Origin of the sequence: Actinoplanes sp. NPDC051859 (genome assembly GCF_044452725.1) — a bacterium.
In the GTDB taxonomy this organism is placed as follows: domain Bacteria; phylum Actinomycetota; class Actinomycetes; order Mycobacteriales; family Micromonosporaceae; genus Actinoplanes.
On sequence record NZ_JBITBX010000010.1, the window covers coordinates 250,272 to 276,491 of the forward strand.

Consider the following 26,220-nt stretch of genomic DNA (forward strand, 5'->3'; position numbering starts at 1 on the left):
CGTGTCAGACGCAGGTGATGTGCGAGCGATCAGATGGCAGGGGTGGTGGACTCGTCGCCGACGCGGCTTCGCAACCAGCCCACGCAGCCGGCTAGGACCGCGCCCACGGCGGTGGCGAGCACGCCGAAAAGCAAGAAGTAGGCGGGCAGGGCGAGCGCCCCGGCGGCGAGCTGGGCGAGCTGGCCGCCGAGACCAGCGCCGACCGCCGCGAAGAGCCAGAACAGGCCCAGGTATTGGTTGGTGTAGCCGGCCGGTGCGACTTTGACGGCGAGGCTCAGCCCGACCGGGGCCAGCGCCAGCTCGCCGCACACCTGCAACAGGAAGGCGGTCAGCAGCCACCACGGCGACACCAGCTCGCCGCCGGCAGCGAGACCAGCCGCGACGGCTAGCAGCAGCCAGCTGGCCCCGATGCAGACCAGCGCTCCGGCGAACTTGACCGGCACATCCACCCGCCGACCGGACCGCAGCCACAGGGTGGCAAACAGCGGTGCCAGCACGAGGATGAAGAACGGGTGCGCCGACTGGAACCAGCTCACCGGCACCGTCCAGCCCAGCACGACACGGTCGGTGTGCTCCTTGGCGAACATCGCCAGCACCGAGCCGCCCTGGGCATAGAGCAACCAGAAAACCGACGATCCCAGCAACAGCACCACGTACGCGGACAGCCGGCCCCGATCCTCGGCGGTCAGCGCCGGAATCCGCCGCAGGCTCAGGATGTAGCCGACCGGCAGGACGAGGAGCAGCAGCCCTGACGCCATCAGCACGTGTTCGATGCGCATGACGCCTGTCGCCGTACCCATCAGGATCAGGAGACCGGCCACCCCCAGAGCGGAACCGGTCCGGCGGCCCAGGACGCGACGGCGGTCCGGCGGCAGCGGCGCCGCAGGCCGCAGGCCGAGGTCGCCGAAGCGACGCGCGCCGAAGGCATAGACGATCAGGCCGGCGGTCATCCCGACAGCCGCGGCGCCGAAGCCGAGATGCCAGGCGACCCTTTCGGCGAGCACACCGACGATCACCGGCGCGAGCAGCGCGCTGAGCTGGATGCTCATGTAGAAGATGGACATCGCGGCTTCGCGACGGCGGTCGTCGTCGCGGTGCGGACTGGTGACCAGGCTGGCCATCGCGGGTTTCAGCAGACCGGTGCCGACGATGACGAACAACAGACCGACGTAGAGCGACCACGACACCGGCAGGCTGAGCACGGCGTGCCCGGCGGCGATCCCGAGACCGCCGAGCACCACCGCGCGCCGGGTGCCGAGCACCCGGTCGGCCAGCCAGCCACCGGGCAGGGCAGCCAGAAAGATCAGCGACATGTACGTGCCGAACAGGGCCGCGGCGCTGCCCGGAGCCAGCCCGAAGCCACCATCCGCCACGGGCGCGCTGGCGTAGAGATAGAGGATGGCGGTCATGCCGTAGAAGCTGAACCGCTCCCACATGTCCATCCAGAACAGCGTGCTGAACCAGGCCGGTTGGCCGCGGAACAGCCCACCCCGGCGGACCGGTCGGTCGAGAACCGTCGCCATGCCGCACTCCCCTCGTCTGTCGCCCTCGTATGTCGGCAGCAGTCTCATCAAGGCCGGTAGCGGCCCGCTCGAGCGCCGGTCGACGCGGACAATCGAGGAAGCCTTGAGTGGAGCTGGACCCCGAAACGGCACCCTCGCGGGCATGAGCGACACATCGAGCAGCACGCCGAGCACGTCGGTGCTGGTGGTGGGCGGCGGGGTCGTCGGACTCTCGGCCGCGCTCTTCCTCGCCCGACAGGGCATACCGACCACCCTGATCGAGCGGCACCCCGGCACGTCCATCCATCCACGGGCGTGGGGCTGGTATCCCCGCACCCTCGAGCTGTTCCGTTCCGCCGGTTTCGAAGCCGACGTCCTGCAGGCGGCGGCCGGGTTCGCCGACCACCGCATCAACGCCAAAGTCGAATCCTTGACCGGCCGCGAGTTGTACCGCAGTGTCCTGCCGGCCGCCGAGGACCTGGGCGAGGTGACACCGAGCCGGCAGATCGCCCTGGGCCAGGACCGGTTGGAGCCCCTGGTGCGGGCGGCAGCCGAACGCAGCGGCGCCACACTGATGTTCCACACCGAGGCGGTGGACCTGGTCCAGGACGACGACGGCGTCACCGTGACAGTGCGGGACCGGCAGACCGACGAGCACCGAACGATCCGCGCCCGCTACGTCATCGCGGCTGACGGGGCACGCAGCCCACTGCGGGAAAAACTCGGCGTGGCCGCGCACGGGCGCGGCGTCTTCCGGCACCAGGTGAGCATCCTGTTCCGGGCGGCGCTGACCGAGCCGCTGGCCGGGCGCCGGTTCTCCATCTGCCAGATCGAGAACCCCGCGGTCAGCGCGATCCTGGGACACGACGACTCGCTGACCGAAGGGACGCTGATCGTCACGTACAAGCCGGAGAAGGGCGAGGCGGCGAGCGACTTCACCGCCGAGCGCTGCGTGGAGCTGGTGCGGGCCGCGATCGGCGTGCCGGAACTGCCGGTGCACATCCGCGATGTGCTGCCGTGGGACATGGCCGCGCTGGTCGCCGAGCGCTACCGGGCCGGGCGGGTGTTCTTCGCCGGCGACTCCGCCCACGTCGTCCCCCCGATCGGTGGGTACGGCGCCAACACCGGCGTCCAGGACGCCCACAACCTGGCGTGGCGGCTGTCCGCGGTGCTCGACCAACAGGCGGGCGTGGACCTGCTCGACGGATACGAACAGGAGCGCCGGCCGCTCGCCCTCGGCACCGTGGAGCAGGCGCAGCTGCGGCTCGCCATGCGGGCCGGGTTCGCCACCGAGGAGCAGAAGCAGCAGACCCTCGACACACTGCACGTCAGCCTCGGCTACCGGTACGGCGAGCCGCAGTTCGCTGACCCGGCCACCCAGACCGCAGAGGTGGGCACTCGGGCGCCGCACGTGTGGCTGAACGAGGCGCGTACCTGGTCCACGCTGGACCTGTTCGGAGCGGGCTGGACCGTGCTGGCCGGGCCGGGCGGTGGCGACTGGGCTGACGCGGCGCAGGCAGCCGCCGGGGAGCTGTCGGTGCCGGTAGCCGCGCACCTGCTGCCCGGTGAGCCGTGGGAACGGCGCTTCGCGGCGACGACCCGGGGGGCGGTGCTGGTGCGGCCGGACGGCTTCGTCGCGTACCGATGGGAGGATGTCGCCGAGCCGGCGAAGGAACTGACCGCCGCGCTGCGGACGGCCCTGCACCGCTGATTCCCGCGCCACGACGAAGGTGCCGCTGCCCGACGGGCAGCGGCACCTTTCGCGTCGCGGTCAGGAGACCGGCGCCAACCAGTGCTCCAGGAATCCGGTGGTGTGCTCGGCGGCCCGGAACTCCTTCGCGTCGATCACCCGGGCCAGCAGCTCAGAGGTCGTACGCACACCGCCACCGGCGATCTCGAACTCGGCAAGCGCCCGGCGCATCCGGTCGAGGGCTTGCTCCCGGTCCGGACCCCACACCACGAGCTTCGCCAGCAGCGAGTCGTAGTACGGCGTGATCCGGTAGCCGGGTGCCGCGTGCGTGTCGACCCGCACGAATGGGCCGGCGGGTGGCGCGAACCGGGTCAGCAGGCCCGGCGTGGGCGCGAAGTCGCGGTCCGGGTCCTCGGCGTTGATCCGGCACTCGACCGAGACGCCGCGCGGCTCGATGTCGGCCTGCCGGACCGACAGCGGCAGCCCGGCCGCGACCCGCAACTGCTCGCGGACGATGTCGACGCCGGTGACGAACTCGGTCACCGGGTGCTCCACCTGGATCCGGCAGTTGATCTCCATGAAGTAGAAGCCCTGGTCGTCCACCAGGAACTCGAAGGTGCCCGCCCCGACGTAGCCGATCGCCCGGGCGCCGCGGACCGCCGCATCGGCAACGTCGGCCATCATCGCCCGGGACAGACCCGGTGCCGGGGTCTCCTCGATGAGCTTCTGGTGCCGGCGCTGCACCGAGCAGTCCCGCTCCCCCAGGTGGATGATGTTGCCGTAGTTGTCGGCGAGAATCTGCACCTCCACGTGCCGGGCCCGGTCGCAGTACCGCTCGACGTAGACCCGGCTGTCCCCGAACACCGCCTGCGCGGTGGCGCGGGTGCGCTGGTACGCGGGCAGCAGATCGGCCCGCTCCCGGACCACCGCCATGCCCCGGCCCCCACCGCCCGCAGCCGCCTTGATGATGACCGGGAAGCCGAGCCGGTCGGCCAGCTCCAACGCCTCGGTGGCGCTGTCGATGGTCCGGGTGCTGCCGGGCAGGAGCGGCAGCCCGGCCTCGGTCATCAGCTCCCGGGCCACCGCCTTGTCGCCGAGCTTGGCGATGACGTCCGGCGGCGGCCCGATGAACACGATCCCGTTGTCGGCGCAGATCTCGGCGAAGTCGGGATCCTCGGACAGGAACCCGTAGCCGGGGTGGATGGCCTGCGCGCCGGTCATGATGGCCGCCTCGATGATGGCCGCCGCGGACAGGTAGCTCTGCCGCGGCGCCGGCGGCCCGATCTGGACCGCCTCGTCGGCCAGGCGCACCACCGCGGAATCCCGGTCGGCGGTCGAGTGGACAGCCACCGTGCTGATGCCCATCTCCTGACACGTACGCACCACGCGCAGCGCGATCTCGCCCCGGTTGGCGATGAGAACCTTCTCGAACATCGCGCTCACGCCTCGTCCATGACGGCAATGACGATGAGGCCCTGCTCGTATTCGACCGCGTCGCCGGCGCCGGCGAGGAGCCGGACGACCGTGCCGGAGCGGTCGGCCTCGACCGGGTTCATCAGCTTCATCGCCTCGACGATGCCGATCTGCTGCCCGGCCACGACGGTGTCCCCGAGCTTCACGAAGGGCGCGGCGCCCGGCTCAGGCGTGGCATAGAACGTGCCGACCAGCGGGCTGGTGACGGTGTGTTCTCCAGGATTCTTCTCTTCCTGCTGAACAGGTGGCGGGGCGTGGAAGACCGGCGCCGGTGCCGCTTCCACGGTCACTCGGCTCTCCCATTCCACCTCCACGGTGGCCGCGCCGAGGCTGAGGCGGACCCGACGCAAGGGCGTCGCCGCGTCACCGGCCATGGCGGCCACACTGCGGCGCATCTGCTCCAGCAGCAAGGCGTTGTCGTCGCCGGTGGTGAAGTCGAGTTGAGGTTCATCCATGATGGTCATGCCGTTGTCTCCGTTCCAGGGGTGGGGGCCACGCCGAACTGCCGGAACCGTGCGAAGCGTTGCCGCAACAGCTCTTCCGGCTTGTGGTCGGCCAGCTCGGCCACGGCGGCGGCGACCGCGCGCGAAACGAGCTCCGCGGCCGTGGCCGGATCGGTGTGCGCCCCGCCCGGCGGCTCCGGGACGACGCCGTCGACGACGCCGAGGCGCAGCAGGTCGGGGGCCGAGATGCGCAAGGCCTTCGCGGCTTCTCCGGCGGCGTCGGGCCGCTTCCAGAGGATGGCGGCACAGCCCTCCGGGCTGATCACCGAGTAGATCGAGTTGGCGCACATCAGCACCCGGTCGGCGACCCCGAGAGCGAGCGCGCCCCCGCTGCCGCCCTCGCCCGTCACGACCGCGACCACGGGGACCGGTAGCCGGCCCATCAGACGCAGCGACTCCGCCACGGCGATCGCTTGGCCTTCCTCCTCGGCCGCAAGGCCGGGATCCGCACCAGGGGTGTCGATCAGGGTGACAATGGGCAGGCCGAGCTTGGCGGCCAGGCGGAACAGCCGCCCCGCCTTGCGGAAACCGGCCGGTGAGGGCATACCGAACTTGCGGCGGACCAACTCGGCGGTGGTGTGTCCCTTCTGATGGCCGACCAGCACGACCGGACGCGCGCCCAGCCAACCCAGGCCGCCGACGATGGCCGGGCAGTCGGCGCCCGCCCGGTCGCCGTGCAGCTCGATGAAGCCATCCAACCAGTGCCCCGCGTGATCCAGGGCGGTGGGCCGCTGCGGCATCCGGGACAGAGCGACCGCCTCGCGCGGCTCGCGGGCGGCGAGCTCCGCGGGCAGTCGGGCAGGGTCGGTCCACACCTGCGCCACGCCCGCCGGCTCCGCCTCCGGTGCGCCGTCGTCGACCCGGCTCATCGCGACCAGGCGGCCCAGGGTCTGCCGCAGTTCGCTGCGCCGGACCACCCGGTCGACCAGGCCGTGGGCGAGCAGGAACTCGGCGGTCTGGAAGCCCGCCGGCAGCTCCTGGCGGATCGTCTGCTGGATCACCCGCGGACCCGCGAAGCCCATCCGGGCACCGGGCTCAGCGATCACCACGTCGGACAGAGTGGCGAAGGAAGCCGCGACGCCGCCGTACGTGGGGTCGGTCACCACCGTGATGGTGAGCAGACCCGCCTCGTCCAGGGCGGCGAACGCGTTGCTGGTCTTCGCCATCTGCATCAGCGACAGCGCGCCCTCCTGCATCCGGGCACCACCTGAGGCGGCGACCACAATCAGCGGTGCGCGCTCGTCCAGGGCTGCCTCGGCCGCTGCGGTGATGGCCTCGCCTTCGGCCGTACCGAGGCTGCCGCCCAGGAAGGCGAAGTCCATGACGGCCAGGACGACCGGGTGGCCCTCGATGCGGCCGCGGACCGCGATCACCCCGGTCTCACGGCCGGTGCGGCGGACCGCCTCGGCGTGCCGGTCCGGGTACGCCCGCAGGTCCGCGAATCCCAGCGGGTCGGCGACCGTCGCGGCCACCGCCACCTCAGTCACCGAGTCCGGGTCGAGCAGCTGCTGCACCCGCAGCGCGGAGTCGACCCGGCCGTGGTGGCCGCAGGACGGGCACACCCGCAGTTCCCGCTCGAAGCGCTTGCCGTAGGTGAGGGCCCGGCACGGCCCGCAGCGGATCCATTCAGGGTCGGTCTCCTCGGACCGGCCGGGGCTGAGATCAGTCGTGTCGATCAACGCGGCTCTCCTTGCAGAAAAGGGTGGGGTGCTCCAGGCCTCAAGCGTCTTCAACCGCGCTGGAAGACGGATCGAAGCCTGGTCAGCCCGGCTTGACCGCGGTGAAGGCGCCGTACCGCATGACGTTGCGGTCGTAGGCCTGTTTCATCAGCGGCACGGAGTTGAGGAAGCGGAAGATGTCGGCGCCTTTGGCCCGGACGAGCTTCCACACGTACGAGGGGTCGCGCATGAGCGGCTTGACGATGTCGGCGGACAGCGCCCACGTGCCGCGGACGTGGTCGGTCCAGTCGGCGGTGGTGACGTCGGTGTAGCCCAGTTCTGCGCACTGCGCGGCGTAGTGGTCCAGGGGGAGGACGTGCGAGACGGCGAAGTCGCGGTAGAGGCGGCGCAGCAGTTTGACCTCGTCGGGCTGCAACCGGTCGTCGCGGCTGACCCAGGTGGCGACGATGAGCCGGCCGCCGGGTCTGAGGATGCGCAGACACTCCGCGAGGTACGCCCGCTTGTCGGGCATCAGCTCGCAGCTCTCCATCGACCAGACCACGTCGAACGTGTCGTCCGGGTAGTCGGTGTGCATGGCGTCCATGACCCGGAACGAGGTGCGGTCGGCCACCCCGGCTTCGGCGGCCTTCTCGGTGGCCCGCTTGACCTGCTCGTGGCTGAGCGTGATGCCTTCGACGGTGCAGCCGGCCTCGGCGGCCAGCATGACGGCCGAGGCACCGATCCCGCAGCCGCTGTCCAGCACCTTCGCGCCCTGCGGCACGCCGCCGAAGGCCATCAGCTCCCGGGTGGTGCGCTGTTGGGCGGCGTCGCGCGGCACCTGCGGCGCGTCGAGGTCCCAGTAGCCGTGGTGGATGTGCTCGCCCCACAGATCCTCGTAGAGGTCGACGAGCTTGTCGTAGTGGTCGCGGACGGCCCGGTGCAGATCCGCGACGGACCCTTCCTGGGTCATGCCGGTGTCGATGTCGGTGACGGTCATGGTGGTGGTTCCCTTTCTCAGACGGAAAGACGGGCGTGCCGGTCGGCGAAGTCGGTGACCTGACCGACGAGGATGTCCAGCCGGCGCATGAGGCGGGCGTCGGCGCGCAGGGCGGCCCGGGCGGACGGGACGTCGAGGGCGGCCACCCCGGTGGCGTCGACGGTGACGGCCATCGGCGCCACCCAGCCGCGCAACGACTGCACGGTGGTCCGCAACGCCGACACCGCGGTGGCGGCACCGTGTTCACTCCAGCCGACCGCCGCCACGCCCACGACCTTGCCGTCCAGGTACGCGGGTCGGTCGTGGGCCAGCTCCTCGGCGTGGTCCAGGGCGTTCTTGATCAGGCCGGACATGCCGCCGTGGTAGGTCGGCGACACGATGATCACACCGTCGGCGCGGCGCAGCGTCTCCACGAGCTTCCGGGCGGCCGGCGCGCGGTGCAGGGCGCCGGGGCGGTACAACGGCAGGTCGAGGTCAGCCGCGGTGTGCACAGTGGTGCGGGCGCCGTGGCCGGCGGCGAGGCCGGCGCACAGGTGCAGCACCGCCTCGCTCGCCGAGCCCGGACGCAACGAGCCGCCGAGCAATGCCAGTTCCACGCCCGTCAGCCGATCGTGCCGGCGACGACCAGCGCCGCAACGCGGGGACGCTGCAACTTGCCGCTGGACGTCTTCGGCAGGGTGCGCGGCGGCACCACCAGCACCCGGCCGGGTCGCACGCCGGTGCGCCGGGACACGACGTCGGTGACCTCGTCGGCCGTGGCGGCACACATCCCCGCGTCGCGGTGGTGCTTGGTCTCCACGACCAGGACGAGCCGCTCGGTACCCGTCGCCGGGTCGAGCACGCCCACCGCCGCGGCGCCGCCCGGGCGTATCCCGGCGACCGTCTCGGCGGCCAGCTCGAAGGGCTGCGGCTGGTAGTTGCGCCCGGCCAGGATCACCAGGTCCTTGCTGCGGCCGGTGACGAACAGCTCGCCGCCGAGCTGGAAGCCCAGGTCGCCGGTGTCCAGCCAGCCGTCGTGCAGCTCCAGCACCGGATTCGCCGCGCCCGCACCTTCCAGGTAGCCGCTCATCATGGACTCGGCCGAGACCAGGATCCGGCCCACCCGGGCATCGCCCGCGTCCAGCCCGGACTCGTCGGCCACCCGGATCTTGACGCCGGGCACCGGCACACCGCAGGACACGTACGGGTGCGCGTCGTCGTCCGACTCGGGCGGCACGGCCCGGCCCTCGGTGAGCGCGGAGCGGGACAGCAGTTCCACCCGCGGCGAGGTGCCGACCGGGGAGAAGGTGGCCGCCAGGCCCAGTTCGGCCATGCCGTAGCAGGGGCGCAGGTGCCGGGGGTGGAAGCCGTACCGGGCGGTGAGGTCCAGGAAGTCGTGCAGCGTCGCCGCGTCGACCACTTCGGCGCCGTTGAACGCGGCCCGCCAACTGCTCAGGTCCAGCTCGCCCAGGTCCGTGCGCCGAGCCACCGCGGTGACCAGCCGGTACGCGAAGTTGGGCGCCGGGGACAGCGTGCCACGGTATTCGTGGATGAGTCGCAGCCAGCGGTCCGGCTTGCTGCCGAACGCCATCGGCCGGACCAGCACCGACGGCAGCGACAGCAGGAACGGCGTCAGGGTGGCGCCGATCATGCCCATGTCGTGGTGCAGCGGCAGCCAGCTCACCATCACGTCGCCGTCGAGGAACGGTCCGCCCCCGCCGATGGCTGCCGCGGCGGCGAACACCGCGCGGTGGCTCAGCACGATGCCCTTCGCCGCGCCGGTCGTGCCGGAGGTGAACTGCATGAATGCGGGGTCGTCGGGGCGGGAGCCGAGCACCGGCTGCGCCACCGCGCCGTAGCCGAAGGGCGGGCTGATGACGGTCACGCCGCTGCCGTCGAGCGCGGCTTCGAGGTCCGCGCGGAGCAGGTCGTCGCAGACCAGCACGGCAGGCTGGGCAACGGCGGCGATGTGCCGGACCCGGTCGAGCCACAGCTCGCGGCGGCCAGCGGTCAGCGGCGGTTCCAGCACGGACGGCACGGCGCCGGCCAGGGCAGCCCCGAACAGCCCGGCCAGCAACGGCGCGGACGTGTCCAGGCAAAGGCAGACCCGTGCGCCCGGGGTGACCCCGGCTGCGATCAACGCTGCCCCGGCCGCGTGCGCGCGAACCAGGAGGTCCGAGACCGTGATGCGGCGGTCCGCTTCCGGCTCGTCCGGCAGGTAGTAGGCCACCGCGGCCGGTTCGCGACGGGCGCGTTCGACCAGGGCTTCCGCGACCGTACGGGCATCGAGCAGCAAAGCGGGGTCGGCCGGGTCGCTGGGCCGGTAGTGGCGTCTGTCAGGGTGGATGTCGAGTGTCGACATGGTGGACTCCTACGCAGGTCAGCGGAGTACGAACGGGAAGCCGTTGCGGCCCATCTCCCGGGCCGCATCGGTGACGGCGTCGCAGACGAGGTCGATGTCCGCGTCGGTGTGGGCGTCGCCGGTGTAGAACATCGGCATGCTGAGCGTGTAGACGCCGCGGCGGCGCAGTCCCAGCGTCAGCATCGCGGGACCGATCGGATTCACCGCGGCACCGAACTCGCGGTAGGTGTCGTAGGACTCCTCGGCGACGAAACCGAACGTCCCGGCGAAGGCCCCGAAACCCAGCAGCCGCAGCGGAATGCCGGTCTCGGCCCGGAAGGCGGCCAGCCGGTCCCGGACCCGGTCCACCTTGGCTTCGGTACGGGTGTAGAACTCCGGTCCCGCCTCGCGCAGCAGGTTCAGCGACGCGTACGAGGCGGCGATCGACAGATGGTTGCCGGAGTGGGTGTTGACGACGAACGTCCGGGTGCCGATGTCGGTGAGCGGCGTGCCCGAGGTGTGGATGACCTCGAGCATGTCGGCGCGGCCACCGACCGCGGCCAGCGGCAGACCGAGTCCCGAGACGACCTTGCCGTAGCAGTACAGGTCGGCGGGGATGTCGTAGCGGCCGGCGGCGCCCGCGGTGCCGAACCGGAAGCCGGTCAGCACCTCGTCCAGGATGAACGGCACGCCGAGCGCCTTGCACCGGTGTGCGACCGCGGTGACCTCCGGGATGGTCTGTTCCACGTACGGCCACGACTGGCAGGCCGGGTCGGCGATGACGCAGGCCAGCTGGTCGCGGTACTTCTCGATCAGCGCACCGGCCGCAGCCGCGTCGTGCGGCAGGATCAGCAGGTCCGGCTGGGTGACGCCGGTGAACGCGCTGAGCGGCGCGATGCCGTCCGGCCCCTGCTCGGGGAACGGGTTGATCCGCGGGTGGCCGTGGGCGAAGAACGACGTGTTGTGCGCGGCCACGTCGTGCGTGCCGTGCCAGCAGCCTTCGAACTTGGCGACCATCCGGCGGCCGGTGAACGCCCGGGCGATCCGGATCGCCACGTTGGTGGCGTCGGTGCCGGAGTTGAGCAGGGCGAACCGCTCGCAGTGCGGGATCAGCTCGTGCAGCAGCTCCCCGAGTTGCAGCTCGATCGGGTTGAGGTAGCCGTTGCCGGTTCCCCGCCCGGCGTGCTCGCGGACGAAGTCGACGACCGCGGGCGGGTTGTGCCCGAACAGCGACTGCCCGCCGAAGCCGAGGTGCGCGTCGACGTACGTGTTGCCGTCGAGGTCGGTCAGCTTCCCGCCCTGCGCCTCGGCGACCGCGAGCGGAAACATCGGTGCGTGGAAGGGCAGGAAGACGTGGTTGGTGACAGTGTGTTCCCGGACCTGGTCGGCGAGGTCGAGGGACGTCTTCTGCCGCTCCTCCAGCTCGGTGAACAGGTCGATGACCCAGGGCTGGCCGAGCAAGTCGGCGACGATCTCGTCAGTGCTGCGGGTATCGGACCCGGACGCGGTGATGGTCATGACGGTTCCTTTTCAGGACGGCAGCACGAACGGGAAGCCGTGCTTGTCGAGTTCACGCGAGGAGTCGAGGACGGCGGTCAGCACTTCGTCGACGTCACTGTCGCTGTGCGCGTCGCCGGTGAAGAACATCGGCAGGCTGAGCGTGTAGATGCCGCGGCGGCGCAGCATCAGCGTGAGCAGGAAGAGCCCGAGCGGGTTCACCGCGGACGCGAACTCGCGGTAGTCGGAGTAGGAGTCTCCGGCCACGTAGCCGAACGAGCCGATGAAGTCGCCGAACCCCAGCAGCCGCAACGGGATCCCGGTCTCGCTGCGGAACTCGGCGAGCCGGTCCTGCACCCGGTTCACCTTGGCGCGGGTCCGCTCGTAGTACGCGTCCCCCGCGTCGTGCAGCTGGGTCAGCGAGGCCAGCGAGGCGGCCAGCGACAGGTGGTTGCCAGCGTGTGTGGTCTGCACGCAGGTCTTCGTGCCGAGGTCGGTGAGTGACAGCCCGGACGTCTGCGCGTGGTCGATGATGTCGGCGCGCCCGGCCAGGATGGACAGCGGCAGGCCGAGACCCGTCACCACCTTGCCGTAGCAGTACAGGTCGGCGGGGATGTCGAAGTGCCCGGCCGCGCCCGAGGGGCCGTACCGGAAGCCGGTCAGCACCTCGTCGAGGACGAACGGCACCCGCAGGTCGCGGCAGCGTTCGGCGACGGCACGGATCATCGGCACGGTGTGTTCCGCGTACGGGAACGACGACGACACCGCCTCGCCGAGCACGCACGCCAGCTCGTGCCGGTGCGCCTCGATGAGCGCCAGCGCGGCTTCGGTGTCGTTGGGCAGGATCAGCAACTCGGTGGCATCCGCGGGGGCGACACCGGTGAGTGCGGGCAGCGGGGCGATGCCGTTCGGGCCGGCCTCGGGGAAGGGCGCGGCGGGGTGCCCGTGGTACCAGAAGGCGGTGTTGTGCGCGGCGATGTCGTGCACGCCGTGCAGCGCGCCCTCGAACTTGGCGACCAGCCGGCGGCCGGTGTGGGCGCGGGTGAGCCGGATCGCGGCGGCGGTGGCGTCGGTGCCGGAGTTGAGGAAGGCGAACTTCTGGCAGTGCGGCAGGAACTGTTCGAGCAGGTCGACCAGCTGCAGCTCGGTGAGGTTGAGGTAGCCGTTGCCGGTGGACCGGCCGAGCAGCTCGCGCACGTGGTCGGTGACCGCGGGCGGGTTGTGCCCGAACAGCGCCTGCGCGCCGAAGCCCAGATGGGTGTCGATGTAGGTGTTGCCGTCGATGTCGGTGATCCGGCTGCCCGACGCGTCCGCCACTACGAGGGGGAACTGCGGCGCGTGGAACGGCCAGAAGACGTGGTTGGTGGCGGCGCGGTCGCGGACCTGGGCCGCAACCTCGGTGGACTGCCGCTGCCGCTCGCCGAGCTCGGTGAACAGGTCGATCACCCACTGCTGCCCGAGCAGGTCGGCGACCAGGGTCTCGATCGTGGTCATGGGCGCGATTTCCGTTTCTGTGGACGAAGGAGGTGGATCAGAACCGGACCAGCGCGGATTCCATGGTGAGTCCGGGTCCGAAGGCCATCAGGACGCCGTGTTCGCCCGGCGCCGGCTGCGACTGCCGCAGGATGCGGTCGAGGATGAGCAGCACCGTCGGGGAGCTGCAGTTGCCCCAGGACGACAGAATGTCCAGGGACGGTTGGAGCATGGCCTCGGTGAGATCGAGCCGCTCGCCGACGAACTCGATGATCTTCGGACCGCCCGGGTGGATGGCCCAGTGCTGGACGTCCGAGACATCCAGACCGTGCGGCTCCAGCAGGCGTTCCACGAACGGTTTGACCGCCTCGGCCAGATACAGCGGCACGTACGGCGACAGCGTCATCCGGAACGCGTCGTCCATGACCTTCCACGTCATCGCGGACGACGTCTCCGGGTGCGCCTCGGTGTGCGTACCGAGCAGGAGCGGACCGACGCCCGGGTCGTGCGGTCCGTCCGCGGCGGCCAGCAGCGCGGTGGCCCCGGCGTCGCCGAACAGGCCGGTGATGACGACCTGCTCCTTGGTGGCCTCCGGGCGCAGGTGCACCGAGCAGACCTCGGCGCAGGTGACCATCGCCAGCTCGTCGGGGCGCCCGGCGAGCGCGTCCAGACCGATCTTCACACCGTTGAACGCGGCGTAGCAGCCCATGTGGCCGACGAACGCCCGGCGCAGGTTCTGGCGCAGGCCGAACTCCTTCGCCAGCAGCATCTCCGGGGTCGGTCCGGCATAGCCGGTGCAACTGACGAACGTGTAGCTGCCGACCTGCTGGGAGTCGGCGCCGTCGAGGACACCGGCGACCGTTTCCCGGCCCATGGCGAGGACGCCGCGCTCCCACGCCTCGATCCGCTCGCGCATGCCGGGCCAGCCCTTGCCGTAGTACTCGGCCGGGGGCCAGGCGAGGCGGCGCTGGTCGACGCGCGTACTCAGGAACAGCTTCTCGGCGTCGGGCACCTCGGCGAACAGGTCCTTGTAGAAGGAGTCGAACAGCTCCTGCTGGGCGATGGCCGGCCCGGCCGGCGCGACGGACAGGCCGACGAGCCGGGCCGGACGGCCCAAGGTGGGGCTCCAGGTCATCTCGGCACGCTCGCGGTTTCGAGGCGGTCCTTGATCGCCGCCAGGAAGCCGACCGTGACGTCGGTGGTCTCCTTCTGCGCGAACGGTTCGATGAGCACCACCACGACCCGCGCCACGTCGACGTTCGCTTCCGACCGCATGTCGATGCGCAGCACGACCTCGTCCGGCGTCGGACCGTCGAGCACCTGGTAGGTCCCCCACGACTTGAAGTTGTGCTCGCCGTGCGGTTCCCACGTGATGGCGTCCGGGTCGGAGACGTCGTACTTCGCGACGTAGTCGGGCTGGAACCTCACGACGCCGTTGGACACCTCGGCGAGCCGGAAGTGGTAGAGGCCGTCGCCGATGGACTCCATCTCCTCGACGCCGGGCATGAGTCGGCCGCAGCCGGTGACGTCGAGCAGCAGCGCCCGCAGCGCCTCCTTGCTCGTACGGATGGTGGTTTCCTTCGCGGTCTTCGTCCTGATCCAAACCATGCCTTCAGCCCTCCTGGGACTTGACCGCGCGGCCGATGTAGCTCACGGCGGTGGAATCGGTGAGATGGAACGGGCCCACGGCCCCGCCGCGCAACACGGCGGCGAAGATCCGGTGGGGCGACGCTTCGGGTTCGAGACCCCGGACGTCGGTGACAGCCAGGCCGTTCGCAGCGAACGTGCGCCGCAGCTCGTCCGGCCGGATGAACATGGCCCAGTTGTGGGTGCCGGGGTAGACGATCCGCAGCACCCGCTCAGACAGCACGATCGCCTTCAACCAGGCGGCCACCGTACGGTTGATCGTGTCGAAAACGACGAGCCCGCCCGGCCGCAGCACGCGGGCGATCTCCGCTGTGGCCGCGGGCAGATCGTGCAGGTGCTCCAGAACGTCGGAGACGACGACCAGGTCCACCGATCCGTTCTCGCACGGCAGCTCGAACGCGGAGCCGACGAGGTATTCGACGTCGACACCACTCGCGGCGGCGTGCCGGCGGGCGATCTCGATCGACCCCTCGGACAGGTCCAGGCCGGTGACGCGATAGCCGAGCGCGGCCATCCGCTCCGAGACCAGGCCGCCACCGCAGCCGATGTCCAGCACCCGGATCGCTGCACGGTCCGGGCCGAACGCTTCCCGGGCGGACTGGTCGAAGTAGGACACCCGGGCCGGGTTCATGTCGTGCAGGGTGCGCAGCGGCCCCCGCTCGTCCCACCACCCGTCCCCGACCTCGTGGTAGTAGTCGTTGTCAATCGTGGCGTCGGCGCGGCGGGCCATCACAACCACCTCGGCGTGGCGTCCGGGTCGATGCCCAGCGCGGCCTTGCCGGCCAGCTCGTGACACCGGTCGTCCGGCACGGGTGGTGGTGTGGCCCGCAGCTCGCGCCGCAGCTCTGCGAGCCGGGCCGCCCCTTCGGCGTCGGCGGCCAGCAACCGCTCGGCCGCGGTGACGACCCGCTCGGCGGCGTCGTCGACGAAGATCGCAGTCGTGCAGGCGGCGGCCAGGGTGTCCGGCGTACGGTCCAGCAGCGCGGTCATGGTGTCGAGTGCGCCCCGCATGCCGGCGACGGCGAACTGTGGACCGGGCTGCCGGGCCGCGGGCCGACCTGTCACGTGCCGGACGGTGACGGCGTAGGCCTCCCGGGCCACGGCCGCCTGCGCGGTCGCGTGCCGGAGCACGGCGATGGAATCGGACACGGTGCTCACCCCTCCCAGCGGGGTTCGGCGAAGATCGGCACGTCGAGCGCCTGTTTGCCGGCCCATTCACCGACCACGTCCGTGGCGGGCGGAACGAGCAGACCGGCGACGACGTCGCGGTACATGCGTTGCAGCGGATCGCCCGACGACAGGCCGGAACCGCCCTGCACCTGCATGCCGAGCGTCACCACCTCGTGGGCGAGCTTGGTGACACTGGACTTCATGACGCTCATGTCGATGTAGTGCGCAAGCGGGTCCACGTCCTCGTGCTCCGCGTGGATCGCCGCGTCCAGGTGCGCCTCGGCGGCGGCCACCTTCGCGGCCATCTCGGCGATCCGGAACTGGATGCCGGGCAGGTGCGCGTTCGGCTTGCCGATGACGCTGATGACCCGCTTCTGCTGAGTCCTCACGACGTGGTCCAGGGCCGCGCGGGCGATGCCGACGAAGCAGCTGGCGAAGCTGCACCAGGCCCAGTGCACGCCGAGCATGAAGAGCATCGGCAGGGCGCCCCGCTCCCCCACCGCCCAGCGTTCGTCGACGAACAGGTCCTCGAGGGCGAGCGAGTGGCTGCCGGTGGCACGCATACCCGCCGCATCCCACTCGGCGGTGACCCGGACGCCGCGCTCCGGCTTCGGGATCAGGAACGCGACCGGCTCGGGCAGCCCCCGGTCGTCGGTGATGGCCGCGGACAGGAACAGGTGAGTGGCGCCCGGGAAGCCGGTGAAGAAGCCCTTACGCCCGTTGAGGACGAACCCGCCGTCGACTTCGTCGGCGCGCGTGGTGGGGTGCCACCAGTTGCCGCCGACGCCGGGCTCGCTGAACCCGCCCGAGATGACGGCGCCGTCGAGGACCGCGCGATGCGCCCATGCCGCGCCGGGCCCACCCACCTTGGCGATCATCGCCAGGCCGTGGACGTGCATGTTCACCGCGAAGGCCGTCGAGGCGCAGGCTCCGGCCAGCACCTGTTGAGCCGCGCAGAGCTCGGCCAGGCTGACCGCGGGTCCGCCGTACTCGGTCGGGACGGTCATCGCCGTGTAGCCGCTCGACACGAGCTCGGCCAGGTTCTCGTGCGGGAAGGACGCATCGCGGTCGTGCGCCGCGGCCCGCTCGGCGAAGGCGGGGGCCAGTTCCCGAGCCAGAGCCACGACATCCGTACGCGGCGGCGCGACGGCGGTCACGGGACCGGCTCCAGCATGCGAGCCATCGAATGCACGCTGTCCACCTCGGACGCCATCGCCTCGGTCAGCCACGCCCGCAACTCGAAGTCCGGGTACGCGGCGGTGATCCGCGCGGCGAGCTGGACCAGGTCGAGGGAGTCGAGGCCGAGGTCGCGGGTGAGCGACGCGTCGGGATGCACGTCGCCGGGGCGGAGCGCCGGTTTCACGGCGACGATCGCGTCGATCACCGCCTGTGCGGGCGGAGCGCCGGACATGGGATCACCTCCTGCTGGGGTTCGGTCGCGGGGAATGCTTCGCTGGGCCGCTTGCAGCCGCGTCGCGAGCCGCTCGAGAACCGTTGGTGCCTGTTCACGACAGTCGCTCCAGCGGGACTCCAGCGAAAATCGAGTGAGATTCGAGTGGGCTCCGGCTCGCGCGTGCGAGCATGCCGCGACCCCCTGCCACCCGGCGTCCTGGCCGCGCCAGGCCGCTCCGACCGACCCGGGAGCGCACGTGCAGCCCCTCGTCCGGTTCTCCATCGCCCGCCCGAAGACCGTTGTCGCGATCTGGATCGTGCTCGTCGCGATCTGCATCCCGCTGATGGGCGCCCTGACCGGCGCCCTCAAGGCAGGCGGGTTCGACAACCCGCGCGGGGAAGCCGCCGCCGCCCAGCGCACGCTGGACCGCGCCTTCGCCGAAGTGCCCGACACGCTGCAGGTGGTCCTCACCCACCCCGGCGGCGACGTCACCACCTCGGTGGACCGCGCGTTCACGGTGGCTCAGGCGACCCCGCACGTGGTGCAGGTGCAGGACTACCGGCAGAACCCGGGCTGGCTGTCGCCGGACAAGCACACGACGTTCCTGCAGCTCGGCTTCCGCACCGACAAGTCCGCGATCCAGCACGAGGTGCCCGGCCTGCGCGAACGGCTGACCGCCACCTTCGCCGCCGCGGGCGTGCAAACCCACGTGACCGGCGCGCAAGCGCTCGACCACGACCTGAGCGTGCAGGCCGAAGAGGACGCCGTCACCGCGGAACTCATCGCGTTCCCGCTGCTCGTCGTCGTGCTGTTCCTCGTCTTCCGCTCGGTGACGGCGATGCTGCTGCCCGTCGTCCTCGCCGGGGTGGCGCTGGTCGTGGCCTCCGCGATCGGCTACCTGCTCACGTACGCGACAGACCTGTCCACCCTGTTCACCAACGCGGTGTCCATCATCGGACTCGCCGTCGCCGTCGACTATTCGCTGTTCATCATCAAGCGCTACCGCGACGAGCTAGCCGCAGGAGACACCTTCACCCCGGCACTGCGGACCGCCATGCGTACGGCCGGACACGCCGTCGTCTTCAGCGGCCTGGCCGTGGTCGTGGCGTTGTTGGCCCTGTTCATCCCCCGCATCATGGTCTTCAGCAGCATGGCAATCGCCGGCGTCGTCGTCACCCTGGTGGCCCTGTCCATGTCGCTGACCCTGCTGCCGGCCGCCCTACAACTGCTCGGCAAACGCATCGACTGGCTGTCGCTCAAACGCCGCACCGCCGCGCACAGCGCGAACCCGGTCCGGCCGCCCCGCCGCCCCGCGGTGCTCGCCCTGACGCTGGTCGCCCTCATCGTCGGTTTCGGCGCGCTCGCCTGGCCGGTCACCGACATCCGACTCCAGTCGCCGGTGGCGAGCGCCACGATCCTGCCCGCAGACACCGACTCCCGGCAAGGCATCGAACGGATGCAGGCGGCGCTCGAATTCCGTACCCTCTTCCCGGTCCAGGTCGTCCTCAGCGCTCCCGCGGCTGCTCCTGCCGGCGAGCTGCTGGCCGCCGCGCGGTCCGCCGCTGAGGTGGTCCGTGCCGCGCCGCACGTTGCCGAGGTCACCGACATCCCCGCCTCCATCGACCCCGACGCTCCACCCGTGGAAGCCCGGGAAGCCGTCGGTCAGCTCTGGACCACGACCGGCAACACTCGCGTCACCCGCATCATCGCCATCCCGGCCGCGGACCCTGACTCGGACGCCGCCCACGACCTCGTCCACGCGCTGCGCGACCGCCTACCCGAGGCGGTGTCCAGCGACATCACGGTTCAGGTCACCGGCGCCACCGCCACCGGTGTGGACTTCGACGAGGTGCTGACCGACACGCTGCCGTGGGTGCTCGGCACCGTCGTGCTCATCACCGTCGTCCTGCTCGCCCGCGCCTTCCGCTCCTGGCTGCTGCCGTTGCTGGCGCTGGGCCTCAACGCGCTGGTGGTCGGTGCCAGTCTCGGGCTGCTCACCCTGATCAGTCAGGACGGCCTCGACCAGCGCATCGACAGCACCACCCCCGCCCTGGTCTTCGCCATCATGTTCGGCCTGAGCATGGACTACATGGTCATCATGATCTCCCGCATGCGCGAGCACTACGCGCTGCACGGCGACCACCACCGCGCGGTCTCCGAAGGTCTCCGGGAAACCGCAGGCCTGGTCAACGGCGCTGCCCTGATCATGGTCGCGGTCTTCGCCTCGTTCCTGATCGCCAAGGTCAGCGTCGTCCAGCAGCTCGGCCTCAGCCTCGCCATCGCCGTCGTCCTCGACGCCGTCGTCATTCGCCTCATCGTCATGCCCGCGGCGCTGCACCTCATCGGCCCGCGGGTCTGGGGCCGAGCCGACACCCGGCACCAGGAACCCGCACCCGACCTGCAACCGGCCTGATCCGACACCGAACCCCGCCGGGGCGCAAACTCGCTTCAGGCAGCAGCAGCGCAACCGCCGCGCACCCGGGCCGACAAGTCCGGGCAACCCCCCGCTGCCGCCCGAGGAGTGCACCGATGACCGCCGTCAGCGCAGTGGGCCCGGAATCCGGCGAAACCCGGACCACCTTCGTCACCTATCAGCAGAAGCTAGCTGCGGACCTGTCCAGCAAGGCCGCCGAGAAGGCCGACACCGCCGACCAGCGGGCCGTCGCCGAGTCTCGGCAGGCGGCGCACCAGACCCAGCAGGCCTACCAGGCCCAGCAGCTCGCCCAGGTCCAGCAGCAACAGGCCCTCACCGGCGGTGCGGTCACCGCGTCCGTCGGCTCGTCCCTGGACATCACGATCTGATCTTGGCGTCCGCACCGCCGTCCAGGATGCCGTCACGGACACGACGAAAGAGCTCCGGATCAGTCCGGAGCTCTTTCGTCGTGCTTGTTCACTAGTACGAGGCTTCGACCTCGTAGACGCCGAACGGCATGGCCATACGGGTGTCTCGAAACGGCCGTAGTGGCGCGGTGCTCGCCCGGTGGGCCGGGCCCTGTTCCCACTCGCGGAACGCGGCGAGGTCGGCCCAGCGGCTGACGACGACGAACCCGGTCGGGTCCGGCACCGAATGCAGCAGTTCGTTGCCGAGCATGCCGGGGACGTCGGCGAGGACGCCGCTCACGTCGTGGTAGGCCTTGCGGATGCCGGCCGCGTCCTCGGTGGCGTGGTAGACGAGGACTCGCAGCTCGGCGCCCATCAGACTGCCGCCAGCCATTCGTCGTGGGAGCTCACCGTGGTGGACGGCGCGACGAAGGCGACGACCTCCATGGTGCTCATCGCCCCACCGGACCGGTACGGGTGCAGCTTCTGCCGGTGTTCGAGGTGCTTGTCGCTGGTCTCGAACTCGCGGAACCGGGCCTCGTCCACCCAGTCGCTGACGATGTAGTAGACGCCGTCCTCGTCGGTGCTGCGGGACAGCCACTGGCCGAGGTTGGCCGGGTGGGAGGTGACCGAGTCGCCGACAGCGATCCAGGTCTGTTCGAATTCCTCGCCCATGCCGGGCTTGATCTGCATCTTGAGCATGACGCGGAAGGTGGTGTCGGTGGTCACGAGATTCCTCCGTCGATGTGGATGGTGGCGCCGGTGACGTAGCGGGAGAGGTCGCTGGCGAGCCAGAGGACCGCTCCGGCGACCTCGTCGGGGGTGCCCAGGCGGCCGAGGGCGGTCTTCTCGCTGTAGCGCTTGCGCATCATGGCGGCCTGCTCGGCCGGCATGGCGTCCATCGCCTCGGTCTCGATGACGCCGAGGGCGAGGACGTTGAAGCGCAGGCCCTTGCCGCCGAACTCCTTGGCGAGCGAGCGGGTGAGGCCGCGCAGGGCCGCCTTGGTGGCGGTGTAGTGGGCGCGCAGCGGGATGCCGACCTCGGACGACTTGGAGCCGATGCTGATCACCGAGGCGCCCTCGGACAGCAGCGGCAGGGCGCCCTGGATGATCAGGTACGGCGCGGTCAGGTTGGTGTCGATGACCCGGCGCCACTCCTGCTCGGGCAGTTCGGCGTACGGGATGTGGCTGATCGCGCCGGCGTTGTTCACGACCAGGTCGAGGCTGCCGTACGTGTCGCGGATCTTGTCGAGCAGGACGGTCACCTGGGCGGGCTCGGCGATGTCGGCCTGGACCAGCAGGTGGTTGCCGCCGATCTCCTTGAGCTCACGTTCGAGCGACGCGACGTATTCGCTGTCCTGCCGGTAGCAGGTCACGACGTCCACACCGGCGCGGGCCAGGGCCAGGACGATGCCGCGGCCGACGCCGCGCACACCGCCGGTCACCAGCGCCTTCTTGCCGTTCAGTTCGAGGTTCACCGGGATCTCCTAAGTAGTTACGAATCGAGGGCCGCGCCGGGGCGACGAAGTAGTGCGGTTCAGAGGGCCAGCGCCACGGCGGCGCAGTTGACCACCAGCGCCGCCACGGTCAGCCAGCTGCGCAGCGAGTTCCAGCGGCCCCAGGTGCGGCGCCGTTCGACGTAGTCGATGCCGGCGGGCAGGCGGTCGGGGTCGAGGTCGCGCACCCACCGGTTGATGGGCACGTTGCGGGTCAGGGAGATGTAGACGGTCACGCCGGCCAGGGCCGCCCCGAGCAGGTGCAGCGCCCACGCGCCCGGGGTGGGTGCCACGACCGCGAGGGCCACGCCGCCGACCGTCGTGGTCAGCAGGCAGATCGGCATGAACGGGTCGTAGCGGGTGGAGAAGAACGCGTGGGCGTGCACGTAGCGGTCCACCGGCAGCGCGGCCATCAGCGGGAATCCGCCGAGCTGGGTGCCCAGCAGGACCCCCGCTGCCAGGCCGTTGGTCAGCAGCACCAGCGGCATCAACACGGTGAAGAGGCCGGGCATGGTCGTCAGACCCGGGCCTTGGCGGCCGCCTCGACCTTGTCCTTGATGAGGCTCATCTGGGTGGCCGTGTTGCGGTTGAGCCGCTCGGTCATCGCGGCGTCGTCGATCGGCGCGATCGGCTTCATCTCGAAGTCCTGGACCCAGCGCATCCGCACACCCTCGGGCGTCTCGGTGTACTCCCAGAACAGCGACATGTACTTGAAGACACCGGTCTGGACCCGCTGCGCGCGGACGGTGCGGGAGGCCTTGTCGAGCGTACGTTCGGACACCCAGTCCCAGACCTTGCCGTTCTCGTCGGGGTGCAGGGCGAGCCGGAACCGGAAGGTGTCGCCGTCGCGGTGCAGCACCTCGGCGGCCGAATACTCGCTGAACAGCTCGGTCCAGCGGCTGATGTCGTTGGTCATCTCCCAGACGAGGTCCAGGGGCGCGTCGATGACGACGGCGTTGTCGGTGTGCCCAGACATGTCAGGCCGCCGCGGGGACGAGCAGCGAGTTGACGTAGTCCACGGCGGCGCGCGGGCTGGACATCTCCTCGGTGATCGCCTCGTCGGGGATCTGCACGCCGTAACGACGTTGCAGCTGGCCGGCCAGTTCCAGCAGGGCGAGCGAGTCGAAACCCAGGTCGCTGAACGGGACGTCGAGGTTGGCGCCGTCGAAGTGGACGTCGTCCTCGACGCCGACGCTGGCGGCCATGATCTCGCGAAGTTCGATGGCGTCGAACGTGGACATGCGGGTGGTTCCTTTCGGTCGGAAGGGTTACAGCGTGGGGCGGTCGCCGCGGCCAAGGACCATGGCCGAGGTGAAGCCGCCGTAGCCGCGGGCGACGACGAGCGCGGTGCGCAGGCTGCGTTCCCGCGGCGCGTCGAGGACGAGGTCGATGGGGCAGTCGGAGCGCAGCCGGTCGGTGCCGACGGTGTGCGGAATGACGCCGTCGCGCAGCGCGAGCAGGGCGGTAGCCACATCGAGCGCGGCGCCGCCGCCGTACAGTCGGCCGGTCAGGGTCTTGGGCGCCGTGACCGGCACCGCGTGCGTGCCGAAGACCTCGGCCAGCGCCTCGGCCTCGATCCGGTCCAGCTCCGGGTCCGCCGCGGCGTCGGCAAAGACAACATCAATGTCATCGGGTACGCACGCAGCATCGTTGAGTGCCCGCCGGATCGTGCCGGCCAGCACCGGTCGGCGGCCGGTGCGCACCGACTGGTCGAAGCCGGCGGCATAGCCGAGCACCCGGCCGTAGCCGCGTCCCTCGGTGTCCGCCCCGGCCCGTTCGGCGACCAGGATCGCGCCACCTTCGCCGGGCACGTACCCGGCGGCCGCGACATCGAATGGCAGGTAGGCCCGGCCGGGCTCCACCGCGCTGGACAGATGCCCGTTGGCGATTTGCGCGACGAGGCCGTACGGGCAAAGGGCACTGTCCGTGCCACCGGTGACGACGAGCCGGCTCTGCTGGCGCAACAACCGCCGGGCCTGGCCGACAGCGTCGAGGCCGCCGGCCTGCTCGGTGCAGACCACCCCGCACGGCCCCCGCATCCCGTGCCGGATGGAGACCTGCCCGGTGGTCGCCGCATAGAACCAGGCGATCGACTGGTAGGCGCCCACCCAGGAGGGCCCGTTCTGGTAGAGCCGCTCCATCTCGTGCTGGCCGAACTCGGTGCCGCCGGACGAGCTGGCAGTCACGACCGCCATCTCGTACTCGGGCAGCTCTTTCAGGTCGGCGCCGCAGTCCGCGACGGCCGCATCGGCAGCGGCGAGGGCGAGGTGCGTCCAGCGGTCGGTCTGCGGGACGAGCCGGGCGGGCACCCGGCCCTTGGCGGTGAAGTCGGCGACCTCACCGGCCAGGCGGGTCGGGTAGCCCGACGCATCGAACCGGGTGATCGGGCCGATGCCGGTCTTGCCGTTGAGCACGGCCTGCCAGTGTTCCTCGGCGCCGATGCCGGTGGGGGCGATGACGCCCATGCCGGTGATGACGGCCCCGGCGCCGGGAGTGGAGGTTTCCATGGGTTCGACTCTCCTTTCTGGGGCTCGGGCGTCTCTCGAACGCCACTCGACGCCGGTCACGGCCGGGTCAGGACCATGGCGCTCTGGAAGCCGCCGAATCCGCTGCCGACGCTGAGGACGGCGTCCATCCGGTGCTCGCGGGCCACCAGCGGCACGTAGTCCAGGTCGCACTCGGGGTCGCGGTGGTGCAGGTTCGCCGTGGGCGGCACGACCTGCCGGTCCAGGGCGAGGGCGCAGGCGGCGACCTCGATCGCCCCAATGGCGCCCAGCGAGTGCCCGACCATGCTCTTGATCGAGCTGACCGGCACCTCGTACGCCCGCTGCCCGAGCGCCCGCTTGAACGCGGCCGTCTCGTGCCGGTCGTTCTGCTTGGTGCCCGAGCCGTGCGCGTTGATGTAGTCCACATCGGACGCATCGAGCTCGGAGCCGTCCAGCGCGACCCGAATCGCCTCGGCCATTTCCCGGCCGTCAGGCTTGAGACCGGTCATGTGGAAGGCGTTGCTGCGCGCGCCGAAGCCAGACAGCCGGGCGTAGATGTGTGCCCCGCGCCGCATCGCCGCCTCCTCGTCCTCGAGGACCAGGACCGCGCAGCCCTCCCCCAATACGAAGCCGTCCCGGTTCGCGTCGAACGGACGGGACGCGTGTGCCGGATCGCCGTTGTTGGGCGAGGTGGCGGTGATCGCGTCGAAGCAGGCCGACGTGATCGGAGACAGCGGTGCGTCGGTCGCGCCGGCGATGACCACGTCGGCGGAACCTTCCTCGATGAGCTGCATGCCGTGCCCGACCGCGTCGAGCCCGGACGTGCAGCCGGTCGAGATGAGCGCGACCGTGCCCTCGGCGGCCACCTCGTACGCCACCTCGGCGGCGAGCGTGCTGGGCACCATGTAGCCGTAGAGGTGCGGGACTCCGTAGGAGTGGTCGACGAGCCAGTTGCGGCCGCCGTTCGACAGGACCTCGTACTCCTGCTCGAGGCCCATCGTGCAGCCGACCGCACTGCCGATGCTGACACCGACCCGGCCAGGGTCGAACCCGGCGAGATTCACGCCGCTGTCGGCGAGTGCCTCGCGGGTGCTGACCACGGCGAACTGGGCGGCCCGGTCCATCCGACGGACATCCTGGGCAGACAGTCCGGCGGCGCGCGGGTCGAAGTCGACCTCGGCGGCGATCTGCGAGCGGAACGCCGACGGGTCGAACATGCTGATCCGGCGGGTGGCGGTGCGACCGGCGCTGAGCAGGTCCCAGAAGGCTTCGCGGCCGACGCCGCCCGGTGCGACCGTACCGATCCCCGTGACGACGGCGCGACGCTTCACCGCGCCCCTCCGACCTGCGGGTTGGGCTGGTCGGGCGCGGTGGGCTGCTCGGTGTCGACGTGGCCCAGCTCGGGCCGCGGCGCGAGCGGCGACAGGTGGAAGACCACGTGCGCCTCGGTATCGCCGACGTTGACCAGGCGGTGCCGAGCGTTGATCGGCACCAACAGGGAGTCGCCCGCGCCGAGGGCAATCGGCCGGTCGTCCAGCGTGATCTCCAGCTCGCCGGCGACGACGTGCAGGAACTCCTCCGAGTACGGGTGGTAGTGCTCGGTGACGTGCTCCCCCGCTCCGAGGTGCAGGGTGCCGCCGAACCCGGACGTGCAACCGACGGTCTTCGGGCTGAGCGTCACCCGGATGTCACCGCCGCGCCGGGTGTTCGCGGCAGCCTCCGAGATGTGGACTTTGAGCTGCTGGGTGGCGGTCACTGCACTCGTCCTTCCTGGGCCGTCCACACGTAGAACGGCGAGGCCATGGCGTCCTTGGGTTCTTTCCACTGCGGGTCGTACGGCCACACGAACTCCGTCAACCGCTGGTTGATGTCGGAGTAGAGCGGGTGGCTGCGCGCCCGGTAGAGGTTCTTGGTGATGTCCTCCTCCGCCTCCACCAGGTGGAAGTAGAGGTCGTGGAAGGAGAACAGGGTCCGCCGGGACACCCCGACCATGTGCGGCAGGTCGGTGGCGTCGGACTCGGCGAAGGTCTCGGCGATGCCGGAGGTGTCGCCGGACTTGAGCCGGGCGACGATCAGGGTGCGGTGCACGATGCCT

The 26,220-nt window shown here is 70.8% G+C and carries 28 protein-coding genes; 3 read left to right on the plus strand and 25 right to left on the minus strand.

The genetic code is table 11. The features are described from left to right. Window positions 1-29: 29 nt before the first annotated feature. Entirely contained in the window at window positions 30-1,523 is a 1,494-nt protein-coding gene (locus ACIA1L_RS25100) for a peptide MFS transporter (RefSeq protein ID WP_396075345.1), read from the minus strand. A gap of 142 nt (window positions 1,524-1,665) precedes the next feature. Here ACIA1L_RS25100 and ACIA1L_RS25105 point away from each other — a divergent pair, with 142 nt between their 5' ends. Continuing rightward, window positions 1,666-3,213, plus strand: a complete 1,548-nt coding sequence (locus tag ACIA1L_RS25105; RefSeq protein WP_396075346.1) for an FAD-dependent oxidoreductase — start codon at window positions 1,666-1,668, stop codon at window positions 3,211-3,213. A gap of 60 nt (window positions 3,214-3,273) precedes the next feature. Here the strand turns inward: ACIA1L_RS25105 and accC are convergent, their stop codons facing one another. From accC to ACIA1L_RS25175, 14 genes are all read right to left on the minus strand, one after another. Further along, entirely contained in the window at window positions 3,274-4,626 is a 1,353-nt protein-coding gene (gene accC / locus ACIA1L_RS25110; protein ID WP_396075402.1) for an acetyl-CoA carboxylase biotin carboxylase subunit, read from the minus strand. 5 nt (window positions 4,627-4,631) lie between these two features. Next, window positions 4,632-5,129, minus strand: a complete 498-nt coding sequence (locus tag ACIA1L_RS25115) for an acetyl-CoA carboxylase biotin carboxyl carrier protein (protein WP_396075347.1) — start codon at window positions 5,127-5,129, stop codon at window positions 4,632-4,634. Then, window positions 5,126-6,847 (minus strand): acetyl-CoA carboxylase, carboxyltransferase subunit beta, encoded by a 1,722-nt coding sequence (gene accD / locus ACIA1L_RS25120; protein WP_396075348.1) that lies wholly within the window; start codon window positions 6,845-6,847, stop codon window positions 5,126-5,128. The genes ACIA1L_RS25115 and accD overlap by 4 nt, the downstream gene beginning before the upstream one ends. Window positions 6,848-6,929: 82 nt before the next feature. Beyond that, a complete protein-coding gene (locus tag ACIA1L_RS25125; RefSeq protein ID WP_396075349.1) occupies window positions 6,930-7,823 on the minus strand; it encodes a methyltransferase domain-containing protein in 894 nt (297 codons plus the stop codon). Window positions 7,824-7,840: 17 nt separating this feature from the next. Continuing rightward, window positions 7,841-8,419 carry an NADPH-dependent FMN reductase gene (locus ACIA1L_RS25130; RefSeq protein ID WP_396075350.1) on the minus strand — a complete coding sequence of 193 codons (579 nt, stop codon included), beginning with the start codon at window positions 8,417-8,419 and terminating at the stop codon, window positions 7,841-7,843. Between the two features lie 5 nt (window positions 8,420-8,424). Next, window positions 8,425-10,164: an AMP-binding protein gene (locus ACIA1L_RS25135; RefSeq protein ID WP_396075351.1), complete on the minus strand. Its 1,740-nt coding sequence runs from the start codon at window positions 10,162-10,164 to the stop codon at window positions 8,425-8,427. Window positions 10,165-10,182: 18 nt separating this feature from the next. Further along, window positions 10,183-11,661, minus strand: a complete 1,479-nt coding sequence (locus ACIA1L_RS25140) for an aminotransferase class III-fold pyridoxal phosphate-dependent enzyme (RefSeq protein WP_396075352.1) — start codon at window positions 11,659-11,661, stop codon at window positions 10,183-10,185. A 12-nt stretch (window positions 11,662-11,673) separates the two neighbouring features. Continuing rightward, window positions 11,674-13,134, minus strand: a complete 1,461-nt coding sequence (locus ACIA1L_RS25145; RefSeq protein WP_396075353.1) for an aminotransferase class III-fold pyridoxal phosphate-dependent enzyme — start codon at window positions 13,132-13,134, stop codon at window positions 11,674-11,676. A 37-nt stretch (window positions 13,135-13,171) separates the two neighbouring features. Continuing rightward, window positions 13,172-14,248 carry a type III polyketide synthase gene (locus ACIA1L_RS25150; protein WP_396075354.1) on the minus strand — a complete coding sequence of 359 codons (1,077 nt, stop codon included), beginning with the start codon at window positions 14,246-14,248 and terminating at the stop codon, window positions 13,172-13,174. Further along, window positions 14,245-14,721, minus strand: coding sequence for a hypothetical protein (locus ACIA1L_RS25155; protein WP_396075355.1), 477 nt, complete (start codon window positions 14,719-14,721; stop codon window positions 14,245-14,247). Before ACIA1L_RS25155 ends, ACIA1L_RS25150 begins: the two co-directional genes overlap by 4 nt. Before the next feature lie 4 nt (window positions 14,722-14,725). Then, a complete protein-coding gene (ubiG, locus tag ACIA1L_RS25160) occupies window positions 14,726-15,490 on the minus strand; it encodes a bifunctional 2-polyprenyl-6-hydroxyphenol methylase/3-demethylubiquinol 3-O-methyltransferase UbiG (RefSeq protein WP_396075356.1) in 765 nt (254 codons plus the stop codon). Further along, the gene (locus ACIA1L_RS25165; RefSeq protein ID WP_396075357.1) at window positions 15,490-15,909 is read right to left on the minus strand and encodes a hypothetical protein; all 420 of its coding nucleotides are present in this window, start codon (window positions 15,907-15,909) and stop codon (window positions 15,490-15,492) included. The genes ubiG and ACIA1L_RS25165 overlap by 1 nt, the downstream gene beginning before the upstream one ends. A gap of 5 nt (window positions 15,910-15,914) precedes the next feature. Continuing rightward, a complete protein-coding gene (locus ACIA1L_RS25170) occupies window positions 15,915-17,087 on the minus strand; it encodes an acyl-CoA dehydrogenase family protein (protein WP_396075358.1) in 1,173 nt (390 codons plus the stop codon). Beyond that, window positions 17,084-17,341 carry an acyl carrier protein gene (locus ACIA1L_RS25175; protein ID WP_396075359.1) on the minus strand — a complete coding sequence of 86 codons (258 nt, stop codon included), beginning with the start codon at window positions 17,339-17,341 and terminating at the stop codon, window positions 17,084-17,086. The genes ACIA1L_RS25170 and ACIA1L_RS25175 overlap by 4 nt, the downstream gene beginning before the upstream one ends. Window positions 17,342-17,579: 238 nt before the next feature. On the opposite strand from ACIA1L_RS25175, the gene ACIA1L_RS25180 reads away from it, so the two are divergent. Both ACIA1L_RS25180 and ACIA1L_RS25185 read left to right on the plus strand, forming a co-directional pair. Continuing rightward, window positions 17,580-19,736 carry an MMPL family transporter gene (locus ACIA1L_RS25180; protein WP_396075360.1) on the plus strand — a complete coding sequence of 719 codons (2,157 nt, stop codon included), beginning with the start codon at window positions 17,580-17,582 and terminating at the stop codon, window positions 19,734-19,736. A 116-nt stretch (window positions 19,737-19,852) separates the two neighbouring features. After that, window positions 19,853-20,125 (plus strand): hypothetical protein, encoded by a 273-nt coding sequence (locus tag ACIA1L_RS25185; RefSeq protein ID WP_396075361.1) that lies wholly within the window; start codon window positions 19,853-19,855, stop codon window positions 20,123-20,125. Between the two features lie 91 nt (window positions 20,126-20,216). On the opposite strand, the gene ACIA1L_RS25190 is transcribed toward ACIA1L_RS25185, so the two are convergent. From ACIA1L_RS25190 to ACIA1L_RS25235, 10 genes are read right to left on the minus strand one after another with little or no spacing between them, the layout of a single operon-like run. Continuing rightward, complete coding sequence (locus tag ACIA1L_RS25190) at window positions 20,217-20,537, minus strand: antibiotic biosynthesis monooxygenase family protein (protein ID WP_396075362.1); 321 nt, start codon at window positions 20,535-20,537, stop codon at window positions 20,217-20,219. Continuing rightward, entirely contained in the window at window positions 20,519-20,872 is a 354-nt protein-coding gene (locus tag ACIA1L_RS25195; RefSeq protein WP_396075363.1) for an antibiotic biosynthesis monooxygenase family protein, read from the minus strand. The genes ACIA1L_RS25190 and ACIA1L_RS25195 overlap by 19 nt, the downstream gene beginning before the upstream one ends. Beyond that, complete coding sequence (locus tag ACIA1L_RS25200; protein ID WP_396075364.1) at window positions 20,869-21,621, minus strand: SDR family NAD(P)-dependent oxidoreductase; 753 nt, start codon at window positions 21,619-21,621, stop codon at window positions 20,869-20,871. The genes ACIA1L_RS25195 and ACIA1L_RS25200 overlap by 4 nt, the downstream gene beginning before the upstream one ends. Window positions 21,622-21,680: 59 nt before the next feature. Beyond that, complete coding sequence (locus ACIA1L_RS25205; protein ID WP_396075365.1) at window positions 21,681-22,151, minus strand: anthrone oxygenase family protein; 471 nt, start codon at window positions 22,149-22,151, stop codon at window positions 21,681-21,683. Between the two features lie 5 nt (window positions 22,152-22,156). Next, complete coding sequence (locus ACIA1L_RS25210) at window positions 22,157-22,615, minus strand: SRPBCC family protein (RefSeq protein WP_396075366.1); 459 nt, start codon at window positions 22,613-22,615, stop codon at window positions 22,157-22,159. Between the two features lies 1 nt (window position 22,616). Further along, window positions 22,617-22,880, minus strand: a complete 264-nt coding sequence (locus ACIA1L_RS25215; RefSeq protein WP_396075367.1) for an acyl carrier protein — start codon at window positions 22,878-22,880, stop codon at window positions 22,617-22,619. A gap of 27 nt (window positions 22,881-22,907) precedes the next feature. Further along, complete coding sequence (locus ACIA1L_RS25220; RefSeq protein ID WP_396075368.1) at window positions 22,908-24,146, minus strand: ketosynthase chain-length factor; 1,239 nt, start codon at window positions 24,144-24,146, stop codon at window positions 22,908-22,910. A 56-nt stretch (window positions 24,147-24,202) separates the two neighbouring features. Next, window positions 24,203-25,456, minus strand: coding sequence for a beta-ketoacyl-[acyl-carrier-protein] synthase family protein (locus tag ACIA1L_RS25225; protein WP_396075369.1), 1,254 nt, complete (start codon window positions 25,454-25,456; stop codon window positions 24,203-24,205). Beyond that, complete coding sequence (locus ACIA1L_RS25230; RefSeq protein ID WP_396075370.1) at window positions 25,453-25,881, minus strand: cupin domain-containing protein; 429 nt, start codon at window positions 25,879-25,881, stop codon at window positions 25,453-25,455. Before ACIA1L_RS25230 ends, ACIA1L_RS25225 begins: the two co-directional genes overlap by 4 nt. Then, on the minus strand, window positions 25,878-26,213 hold the full coding sequence (locus tag ACIA1L_RS25235) for a TcmI family type II polyketide cyclase (RefSeq protein WP_396075371.1): 336 nt from the start codon (window positions 26,211-26,213) through the stop codon (window positions 25,878-25,880). Before ACIA1L_RS25235 ends, ACIA1L_RS25230 begins: the two co-directional genes overlap by 4 nt. Window positions 26,214-26,220 lie beyond the last annotated feature (7 nt).